Origin of the sequence: Paraburkholderia steynii (assembly GCF_900100565.1) — a bacterium.
In the GTDB taxonomy this organism is placed as follows: Bacteria; Pseudomonadota; Gammaproteobacteria; order Burkholderiales; family Burkholderiaceae; genus Paraburkholderia; species Paraburkholderia terrae.
The window spans coordinates 61,029-71,571 of sequence record NZ_FNDI01000021.1 but is presented as its reverse complement, the minus strand read 5'-3'; the positions used below and the strand labels follow the sequence as shown (position 1 = coordinate 71,571).

The following is a 10,543-nucleotide window of genomic DNA, read 5'->3' as shown; positions in this document are numbered from 1 at the left end:
AGCCCAGCGCGACCGAGTTCGCCGTCGATGCCGTCGCTGCACCGCCGATCGCCACGCTGTCCTTGCCCGATGCCGACGAGTCGCCCAGCGTCGAGCTGGCGTGGAAATACTTGATGCCGTCGCCGGTACCACTGGTAATGTTCGACAGACGAGCATCGATGTTGGTGATCGCACCGCCTACGTTCTGATACGTCGAGCCTCCCGTGATGTACGTCGGCGCACCTATGTTGCCCGTCGTCGGGTCGTAGGTCGAACCACTGCCCAGCGCCGCTGCCGTCGCCGTGCCTTCGGCGTTGACCTTCGCGTTTTCAGCCATCAACTGGCTCACGTTCACCGCGTCCGTTGCTGCCGAGCCGGCCGCCACGTTGGTAATGCGGCGATTGAAGCTTCCATTGCCCACCGAGACTTCGCCTGCCGCCGTCGTGCCCGAGAGCGTTGCGTTGCCCGGGTTGTACGCCGTTGCTGACAGAATGGCCGATGTCGTCGAATTCGAACCGAGAGCGACCGATTCAGCAGAGGTTGCGCTCGCGTTGTAGCCAACCGCGATCGCGTTCGTGCCCGCCGCCGTCGCTTGCGGACCCACGGCGATTGCATTCGCACCCGATGCCGTCGAGTCAACCAGCGACGAATTCGCGTGGAAATACTTCATCGAGACGTTGGCGCCGATGTTGTTGACGACATTACTCAGGTTGCTGAGGTTATTGCTGACGTTGTTGACCTTTACATCTTCGGCCATCAACTGGCTCACGTTCACTGCGTCGGTTGCGTTATAGCCTGCTGCAACGTTGGTGATGCGGCGTTCCTTACCCGATGTGCCAACCGACAGTTCACCGAAGGCCGTGCCAGCCGTCAGCGCTGCGTTGTCCGGCGCGAGACCCTTCACGCCCAGCGAGCCCGAGCTTGCGACCGAGCCCGAGCCCAGTGCGACCGAGTTCGCGCCCGATGCGATTGCACCACCTCCGATCGCCACCGATTCCGCGCCCGACGCAGACGAATCTGCCAGCGTCGAACTGGCGTGGAAGTACTTGATGCCGCCGCCATTCACGACGTTGTTGAAGTTCTGGGTGAGGTTCGTGACGTTGTTGCTGACGTTCGACACTGCGCCGTCGAGCTTCGAGATCGCCGTGCCGACATCAGTTGCCGTCGTGCCTTGCACGGTGTATGTCGGCTTCTTGATCGAGCCGTCGGCGTTCACCGTTGCGCCGCCGCCGAGTGCAGCCGTCACGCCGGAAAGCTGCGAGACGTTGACTGCGTCGGTGTTCTGCGTGCCGGCTGCGACGTTGATGATGCGGCGTTGCAGCTTGCTGCTGCCCACAGATACGACGTTCGCCACGCCACCGTCAGCACTTGCGTAGCCGAGCGTGACGCTGTTCGAACCCGACGCCAAAATGTTTGTACCGATCGCCAGCGTATTGACGCCGCCAACCTGCACATTGTTACCAATCGCAATGCCGCCATTCGCTCCCGGCACGACCGTCGAACTGTTGTTGCCGATAACGAGTGCATTGTCTGCAGCCGCCGTTACGTTCGTGCCGATCACCACGGTATTCTGGCCGTCGATGGCAATCTGTTGCCCGACGCCAACCGATCCAGTCCCCAGCGTACGGACATTGACACCTGTGGCAAGTGCATAATCAGCATCAGCCTTAGAGTTCAGGCCAATCGCCATCGAGTCCGTACCCGAAGCCTCGATTTGACCGCCCTTGTCGGTCGGTCCCGACACGATCAGTTGTTCCGGCGGCAAGCTTGAAGTTGGGGTAGCACCAAGGAGTGATGTCGAATGCACCGCCGACTTGAGCAGACCAGAATTGGTCGTCCCGTTCAGATTCAGATTCGCGATTGCTGCCTGAATGTCAGAACTCACTTGGCCAACGGTCGCTGCATCAGTGGCGTTGATACCGTCAGCAACGTTCACGATGCGGCGTGTTGACCCTACGTTACCCACAGCGAAGGTGTTCGCAGCGCTCGCAGCCGAACCATAGCCGATCGCGACCGAATTCGAAAATGTCGCACGTGCCCCAGTACCGATTGCGATGGCATTTGACGCAGTTGCAAACGCAGCACCTCCTACCGCTATCGAATCAGTACCGGATGCCTGAGCGTAACCCGCCGTCCCTCCTGGACCGAATCCAATCCCGTCCGTAGACTTCGCAATGTTGGCAACCGCATCACCAACGTTCGAATAGGTCGCACCATGCACCACATATGCAGGCGCAGAGACCGTACCATCTGCAGCAACGGTGGCGCCGCCGCCCAGTGCATTTGTCATGCTCTTCAACTGCGCCACGGTAGCCGGATCGCTATCGCTTGACGTACCCAGCAAAGCCGACGATTTCAGAACCGTCGTCGGCTTGATCACATTCGCGATTTGGGTTTCAAGATCAGAACCCATCTGGTTCATCTGCCTGACCGTAGCCGCATCCGTGTCGTTTACACCATCAGCAACGTTGACGATGCGACGCGGCGTGAACGAATTGCCCACCGCGAACGTGTTAGCCACGCCGGCCTGAGAACCATAACCGATTGCAACAGAGTTCAAGCCGGTAGCAAAAGCAGCGCGTCCAATAGCAACTGAACCATTCGCGCTTGCGACCGCGTTGCCGCCCAACGCAATCGAGTCATTACCGCCTGCCTGCGCTTGATCCGCCCCGCTCGGTCCAAACTTGATGTACTTCAGACTCTGAACAATATTGCCCGTAGCACTCGAAATATTCCCGAGCGCATCGCCCACGTTCGAATACGTATTGCCATAAACGTTGTACGTCGGCTGCGCAATCGAGCCGTCAGCCTTCACCGATGCGCCACCGCCCAAGGCCTGCGTCACACCCGAGAGCTGCGACACGTTGACCGCATCGGCGGCCTGCTGACCCGCGCCCACGTTCACGATCTGCCGCTGCGCCGTAGCCGAACCCACCGACACCGTATTCGCGCGATCCGCCACCGAGTTCGCGCCAAGTGCAACCGCGTTGTTTGCGCTCGCCACCGCCGCCGGACCCGCAGCGACACTGTTGACTCCTGTCACCGTCGAATCCGCCAGCGTCGAATTCGCATGGAAGTATTTCAGACTAGCGTTCGTCGGGATGTTGTTGACGACGTTGGACAGGTTGCTCAGGTTGTTGTTGACGAGATTCACTCGTGCGTCTTCGGCCATCAACTGGCTGACGTTGACGGCATCCGTCGCAGCGTAGCCTGCCGCCACGTTCGTGATGCGACGCTCCGCACCCGCCTTGCCAACGGAAACTTCACCGCCCGCTGCCGTCGAGGCCTGGATCATCGTGCCGCCAGCCGGCTGGAAGCCCGCCGTGCCTAGCGTCGTCGAGTTCGCCACCGAGTTCGAGCCCAGTGCAACAGAATTCGCCGTTGTCGCCTTCGCGCCGTAGCCCAGCGCTGTCGACAGACTGCCCGCCGCGTTGCTGGCTGCGCCCAGCGCGGCCGAGCCTGCGCCCGTCGCCAGCGCGTTCGCACCCAGCGCCGCCGCGTACGTGCCAGCGCCCGAAGCCGTCGACGATGCGCCCAGCGCGATGTCGCCCGTACCCAGTGCCTGAGCGGAATTGCCCATTGCTTCGGTGTAGTCACCCGACGCGACCGCGTTGTGACCCACTGCGACCGCGCTCGTCCCGCTCGAATTCGCCGAAAAACCTATCGCTGCCGCGTTGCTGCCCGCGGCATTCGCGTAAAGACCCACTGCCGCCGCACCATAACCGGATGCGTTTGTTCCGTAACCAAGCGCCGACGCTGCCTGACCACTTGCCGTTGCGCAGGTCCGACAGCCAACGAATCCTGACCGCTCGCAAGAGAATCTGCAGCGCCCGAATTCGCGTGGAAGTACTTGTTTCCGCCCGCCATCCGACCGTTCAAGTCAGAGATCGCGCCACTCACGTTGTTGTATGTGTTGTTCCCCACCACGAACGTCGGTGCGGTGACCGCGCCCGTCGTGGAGTTGATCCCGGCCCCGCCACCCAACGCGTTCGTCACGCCCTGGAGCTGCGACACGTTCACGGCATCCGTGCTGTTGATACCCGCCGCCATGTTAGTGATGCGGCGCGTCAGCGTGCCCAGCAACGACTGGTTCATCGGCGTCGCGTCGACGCTCGTCGGATCGCTACCCGCTACATTCACGTTATACAACGGATTGTTGCCGACACGACCCACGGACACAGTGTTTGGATCGGTTGCCACGGAACCCGCGCCAAGGGCCACGCTGTTTTGTGCTGCGCCCGTTACGACGCCGTTTGCGCCCAACGCAGTTCCGTAAAGCGAATTGACCTGGCCCGCGAAACCCATAATCGTCGCGAAGCTAATATTGGTCGGAACATAGCCATAGGAACCGTAGACCGTTTCGCCCAGATTGTGCAGCGAATTGTATGCCCCGGCATCCGTGAAGCAACCCGCCACATTCGACCAGGTGCCGCTGCCTGCGTTGGTTGGTGTGCAGAAATTGTTCGCAATCGACGAGGCCCACGCGGGCGTAGCAGCAGCTACGCCGATCAGGGAAGTGACCGCACTGATAAGCAGTGTCGACCGAGTAGACTTTTTCGTCCGACCTTTCGCATTTTCCTGCACTGCCGTCCAGGTGTTCGTAGACGCGTTCCAAACTGATCGATATGACCTATTCATCGTTATCCTAAATTATCCATGTGTGGTTAATCGAAAAGCAGCTAACACTTATTTAGTGCTAGGCACGACCCCCGCACTGGACGATCGTCGTCCATTGGTCGCACAGACGGCACGGTATAAGAACGCTCAGATTTCTCAGAATCGGATAATTCCCAATCAGTTCAGAAGCATCTCAATTTCGAATCATCATGACGACGATGACAGACAATCCCTACATCGTCATCACCATCCAACAATCGAATCGGACCAGTTTGCACAGCGACAAATGTGTTATGGACTTCCGGCTTGCGAACTAGCTCGCGCCCCATAGCAATACACATAGGAACACGAACTAAATACTATGACGCGCATCCATAAGACGATGCGTCCGCCAATGCTAAGATAAGGTAGGAGTTATCTTCAGTTGCCGGGGAAATCAACCGATTAACTGCTGGGGCGTCAGATGCAAGCCGTCCCACGCCTTCGCGATCTGTTCACAACGCCCGATCCGCACACGTTCAACTTGCTCGAAATCGACCAGCACGACATGATCCGCCGATGCCGGCCGCGAAGGAGAACCGCTGCTGCGGCCGTCGGAAAGAATCCACAGCCAGCGCTGCTGCGCAGGCTTGAGGCGCGCCGCCCGTTCGAGCAACGCAGACGCCGTTTCGATACCCAGCACGAAAGGCGTGCCGCCACCGCCGCCAACAGGCGCGAGCCACCGCTCTATCCACCACCGCGGCACGGCGGGGCCGAAGCGCACATCCGCCCCGACGCCACCAAAACACACCAGCGCAACCTCCGAGCGCGTCGCGCGCGCCTGATCGAACAGCGCGACGAGCAGCCCTTTGGCGAGCGCCAACTGATGTCCTGCCAGCATCGAATGGGAACAATCGAGCACGAAGCAATGCAGCACCCCGCCGCGTGCTTCTTCATGGACGAACCGCAGGTGTTCGCTACGCAATCGCGCGTTGCGCTTTGCCGCGAGCGTGCGTGGCCACGCGATGCGTCGCGCGCCAGGCGAACCGCCTCGCGCCACATCGCCCGCGCCTTGCCGCCATCGAAAACCGCTGCGCATTGCGCGCGCGGCCGCGCTCTTTCGATGGCTTAGCGTTTTTTTGCGTTGAGTGGAATGACGCCCTTCACCCGCGTCAAGCCTGCAGGTTCTGGAGGAAGATAACCGTAGTCGGCTTCTGCTGTAGCAGTCGCGGTACCGGTTGAAGCATGCTGCGCAGAAGAAGACGACGGTGCAGACGAACCGTCCTGCTGCTGCGAGGCAGGCTCATCCTGCCGACGCCGATGCAGCAGCACCGATTCAGCCACACTGTCGACATGCGCGACCGTCACCGCATCGGCCTGTTCGAACGCCGCCAGCGCACGCGCCGCGCGCAGCATCACGAGATCGGCGCGCATACCGTCAACGCCAGCCGCAATGCACAGCGTGCTGACATGCGCGAGCACGGCATCGTCGAACGAAAAGCGCGCCAAAGCCGCACGCGCATCGCGAAGCCTCGCGGCGTGTGCGTCCTGCTGTGCCTCGTATCCTGCGCGAAAGCCACGGGGATCGAGATCGAACGCAAGCCGCGCCTTGACGATCGCCTGACGTATCTGCGGCTCGTAACAATTTTCCAGCTCAACCATCAAGCCAAACCGGTCCGTCAGTTGCGGACGCAACTCGCCCTCTTCCGGGTTCATCGTGCCGATCAGCACGAAGCTCGCATCGTGCGTGTGTGAAACGCTGTCGCGCTCGACCGTGTTCACACCGCTCGCCGCCGCATCGAGCAGCGCATCGACGAGCCCATCGGGCAACAGGTTCACTTCATCGACATACAACACGCCGCGATGCGCCTTCGCCAGCAGCCCCGGCGAAAAGCGCACCGATGCATCGCGCAACGCCGATTCGATATCGAGCGTGCCGATTAGCCGGTCTTCGCTCGCGCCGAGCGGCAACGTCACGAACTGGCCTTCTGGCAACAACTCGGCCAACGCGCGCGCAGCCGTCGATTTCGCCGTCCCACGCGGCCCGCTGACCAGCACGCCGCCAATGCCGGGATCGACAGCGGCCAGCAGCAGCGCCTGTTGAAGCGCCGCCTGGCCGATCAACGCAGAAAACGGAAAGGCCGCGCGCCGCGCGCTGGCTTCGCTCATGATCGTGATCCTTCGATGTGCTGTTCGCTATCCAGCAGATGCTGTTCGACCTGCGCGCGATACTCGCCCGGTTGTTGCCATAGTCCACGTTGCATCGCTTCGAGCAGCCGCTCGCAAACGCCATGCAGCGCATGGGGATTGTGCTTGCGCATGAACTCACGCGTATCGGCGTCGTTCAGATACGCATCGGCGACGAGCGCGTATTGATGATCGGCGACCACACGCGCGGTCGCGTCGTAGCCGTACAGATAATCGACAGTCGCTGCGATTTCCGCCGCGCCTTTGTATCCGTGACGCTTCACGCCATCCAGCCACTTCGGATTTACCACGCGCGAACGGATCACGCGCGCGATCTCTTCATGCAGCGTGCGCACGCGCGGTGTGTCAGGGTTGCTGTGATCGGCGTGATACACATGCGGCTGGCTGCCCGCGAGATGCCGCACGGCCGCCGTCATGCCGCCTTGAAACTGGTAGTAATCGTTCGAATCGAGCACGTCGTGCTCGCGGTTGTCCTGGTTCTGCAACACCACATCCATCGCCGCGAGCCGCGTGCCGAATGCGTGCCGCGCCTCTTCGCCGGCGCTTTTCTGCGTGTACGCATAGCCGCCCCACGACAGATACGCGTCCGCGAGATCGGCATCCGTTTGCCATTGCTGCGTGTCGATCATCTGCTGCAAACCTGCGCCATAGGCACCCGGACGCGCGCTGAACACGCGAAAGCCCGCACGCCTGCGCGCTTCGTCGGGAGCGACGCCGCGCGCGATCCACGCGTCGCGCTCGCGCAGGACGCGCGCGCGGATGGGATTGACGTCTTCGGGCTCGTCGAGTTCGGCAACGGCCTGCACGGCTGCATCGAACAGATGCATCACGTTCGCAAACGCATCGCGGAAGAAACCCGACACGCGCAACGTGACATCGGTCCGCGGACGATCGAACGCCGCAATCGGCATGATTTCAAAGTCCGTCACGCGATGACTGCCCGGCGCCCACTTCGGCCGCACGCCAAGCAGCGCGAGTGCCTGCGCGATATCGTCGCCGCCCGTTCGCATCGTCGCCGTGCCCCACACGGAGAGGCCAATCGCGCGCGGATAGTCGCCGTGCTCCTGCAAGTGCCGCTCGATCAGCGTCTGCGCGGACTTGAGTCCCAGCGACCACGCCGCTTGCGTCGGAATGGCGCGGGTATCGACGGAATAGAAGTTGCGGCCCGTGGGCAGCACGTCGGGACGTCCGCGCGACGGCGAGCCGCTCGGGCCGGGCGGCACGAAGCGTCCTTCGAGTCCGCGCTTCAGGTGCATCAGTTCGTGCGGGCCACATGCGTCGAGACGCGGCAGGATATCGTCGCGCAAACGTTCGAGCACGCGCGCTGCTTGCGGCAGTTCATCTATGGTTGAGAACGCGTCAGGCGACATCCCGCACATATCATCGAGCATGGACGCCGCGAGCAGTTCGAGCCTTTCGCGCGTATCGCCGTTATGGCGCCACGGCGCGTCACTGACCCGCTGCAACAGAGCAGGACGCGGGCCGTTCCACTCGGCCGACCAATCCGCCGACAACGGATCGAACAGATGATCCACACCGAGATCGCGCGCCAGCGCATCGATAATGCCCGCCTTTGCGCCCCGTCCATCGCCTACTGGAAAGCGCCCAAGCGCGAGCAACGTGTCGCGCCGTTGTATGCCGTCAGGCGATTGCCCGAACGTATGCAAGCCGTCACGAATCTGCGCCTCCTTCAGCTCGCACAGCCATGCATCGACGCTCGTCAGTAACGAGTCTTCCGCATCGCTATCAACAGGTGCTTCGAGACTCAGCTCTTCATGCAGCCGATGCTTGACGATCGTATCGAGAATAGTCCGGCGCAACAGCTTCGCGCGGCGCGGATCGACCATCAACGCGTCGTAGTATTCATCGACCTGGCGTTCGAGGTCCTGCAAAGGCCCATAGTTTTCCGCGCGCGTGAGCGGCGGCATCAGATGATCAATGATCACAGCCTGCGCGCGCCGCTTTGCCTGACTGCCCTCGCCCGGATCGTTGACGATGAACGGGTACAGATGCGGCAACGGCCCGAATATCGCATCGGGCCAGCAAGCATCGCTCAGCGCGACGCTCTTGCCCGGCAGCCATTCGAGGTTGCCGTGCTTGCCGACATGCACAACGGCATCGATATTGAACTGATGACGCAGCCAGAAATAGAACGCGAGATACGCATGCGGCGGAACGAGTTCGGCGTCGTGATAGCTCGCGTAATCGTTCTGTTCGCGCGAACGCGGCGGCTGAATACCGATGAACACATACCCGCATCGCCAGCCCGCGATCATGAAGCGCCCGCGCCGCAAAGTAGGATCTTGTTCGGGCGGGCCCCACTTCGCATTCAAAGCGTCGCGCATCGACTGCGGCAGACGCGCGAAGTGCGTCATGTAATCGCTCAACGCAAGGCTTTGCAAAGCGGGCCGCAGATCGCGAACGACGGGATCGTTGGTCACGCCTTGCGTCAAAGCATCCATCAACGCATCGCCGTTCGAAGGCACGTCGTCGATGCGATAGCCCTCGCCGCGCAGCATCGTCAGAATGTTCACCACGGACGCCGGCGTATCGAGTCCCACGCCGTTGCCGATGCGCCCTTCGCTCATCGGATAGTTCGCGAGGATCAGCGCGAGCTTCTTGTCCGCATTCTCTTTGATGCGCAACCTGCACCAGCGCTCGCTCAACTCCGCGACGAACGCAACGCGTTCGTGATCGGGCTGATAGCGGACCACGTCCACTTCGGTGTGCGGGCAGCGATACGCAAGCCCCTTGAAACTGATCGCGCGCGTGATGATGCGGCCATCCACTTCGGGCAGCGCGACGTGCATCGCGATGTCGCGCGAATTGAGACCGTGATTGTCGTTCACCCAGTCTTCGCGATTGCCGCCGCTCAGGATCACCTGCATCACGGGCGCGTCGCCCGCCAGCGCGAGCGGCTCGGGATCGTCGATGGCGGAAGCCGCGAACGCCGTCGTGTTCAGCACGAGCGCAATGCGATGCTGCGCGGCGAGTTGCTGCACGACATCGCGGCTGATCGTGTCTTTCAACGATGTGATCGCGACGGGCAACGGATTCATCCCGCGCGCTTCGAGCGCATCGATCAGCGCATCGAATACGGCCGTGTTGGCCGCCTGCAAATGCGCCTTGTAGAACAGAATCGCGACGACGGGCGCGTCGGGCTTCCAGCGCACCTGCCAGTCGTCGATGGTCGCCAGGTCGCGCCCGGGGTGATACAGCGCGGCGGCCGGCAACGGACTCGGCGGCGCCGGCTCCTTGCCCCAACCGAAGCCGCGCCACGCAATGCAGCGCATGAACGATTCGGCGTTGTGCGCGCCGCCCTCGCGCAGATAGCGCCACAACTGATGGCACAGGTCCGCGTCAGCCGTGCTGCGCGCGAGCAGGTTCGGGTCTTCCTGCAAGTCGCCGGAAAACATCGCGAGCGTCTGCTGCTTGCGCTGCGCCAGCGCCACGACCTGTTCGATGCCGTACGGCCAGTACGCCTCGCCGCCCAGATGATCGACGACGACGACGCGTGCATGCTGCAACACATCGTCCAGGTAGAAATCCACCGAAGCCGGCTGTCGCAGATACGTGACATTCGCCAGGCGCACGCTCGGAAAACCGTCGCCCAGACGCGGCACGACGCTCGCGAGCAGGGACAGCGTCGTGTCGGCGGAACTGAGGATCACGATATCGGCGGGCTTCTGGTCGATACGGATCACGCCCTTCGTATCGTCGACGAAACCGCCGGGAACGGTGCGCAGCAGATGCATCGCGG

Annotated in this window: 5 protein-coding genes; all 5 read right to left on the bottom strand. The window is 62.0% G+C overall.

The genetic code is table 11. The features are described from left to right. Window positions 1-3,601 (bottom strand): beta strand repeat-containing protein (locus tag BLT65_RS47350; protein WP_425273174.1); only part of this gene is annotated, 3,601 nt, incomplete at its 3' end. 38 nt (window positions 3,602-3,639) lie between these two features. Then, complete coding sequence (locus BLT65_RS31030) at window positions 3,640-4,617, bottom strand: ESPR-type extended signal peptide-containing protein (protein WP_091785340.1); 978 nt, start codon at window positions 4,615-4,617, stop codon at window positions 3,640-3,642. A gap of 415 nt (window positions 4,618-5,032) precedes the next feature. Next, entirely contained in the window at window positions 5,033-5,674 is a 642-nt protein-coding gene (locus BLT65_RS31025; protein ID WP_091785101.1) for a vWA domain-containing protein, read from the bottom strand. A 29-nt stretch (window positions 5,675-5,703) separates the two neighbouring features. Continuing rightward, on the bottom strand, window positions 5,704-6,744 hold the full coding sequence (locus BLT65_RS31020; RefSeq protein ID WP_091785098.1) for a magnesium chelatase ATPase subunit I: 1,041 nt from the start codon (window positions 6,742-6,744) through the stop codon (window positions 5,704-5,706). Then, window positions 6,741-10,538 (bottom strand): cobaltochelatase subunit CobN, encoded by a 3,798-nt coding sequence (gene cobN / locus BLT65_RS31015; protein ID WP_091785095.1) that lies wholly within the window; start codon window positions 10,536-10,538, stop codon window positions 6,741-6,743. Before cobN ends, BLT65_RS31020 begins: the two co-directional genes overlap by 4 nt. Window positions 10,539-10,543 lie beyond the last annotated feature (5 nt).

Coding starts and splice junctions, on each gene's coding strand:
- BLT65_RS31030 (WP_091785340.1), bottom strand. CDS start 4,617: ATGAATAGGTCATATCGATCAGTTTGGAACGCGTCTACGAACACCTGG.
- BLT65_RS31025 (WP_091785101.1), bottom strand. CDS start 5,674: ATGCGCAGCGGTTTTCGATGGCGGCAAGGCGCGGGCGATGTGGCGCGA.
- BLT65_RS31020 (WP_091785098.1), bottom strand. CDS start 6,744: ATGAGCGAAGCCAGCGCGCGGCGCGCGGCCTTTCCGTTTTCTGCGTTG.
- cobN (WP_091785095.1), bottom strand. CDS start 10,538: ATGCATCTGCTGCGCACCGTTCCCGGCGGTTTCGTCGACGATACGAAG.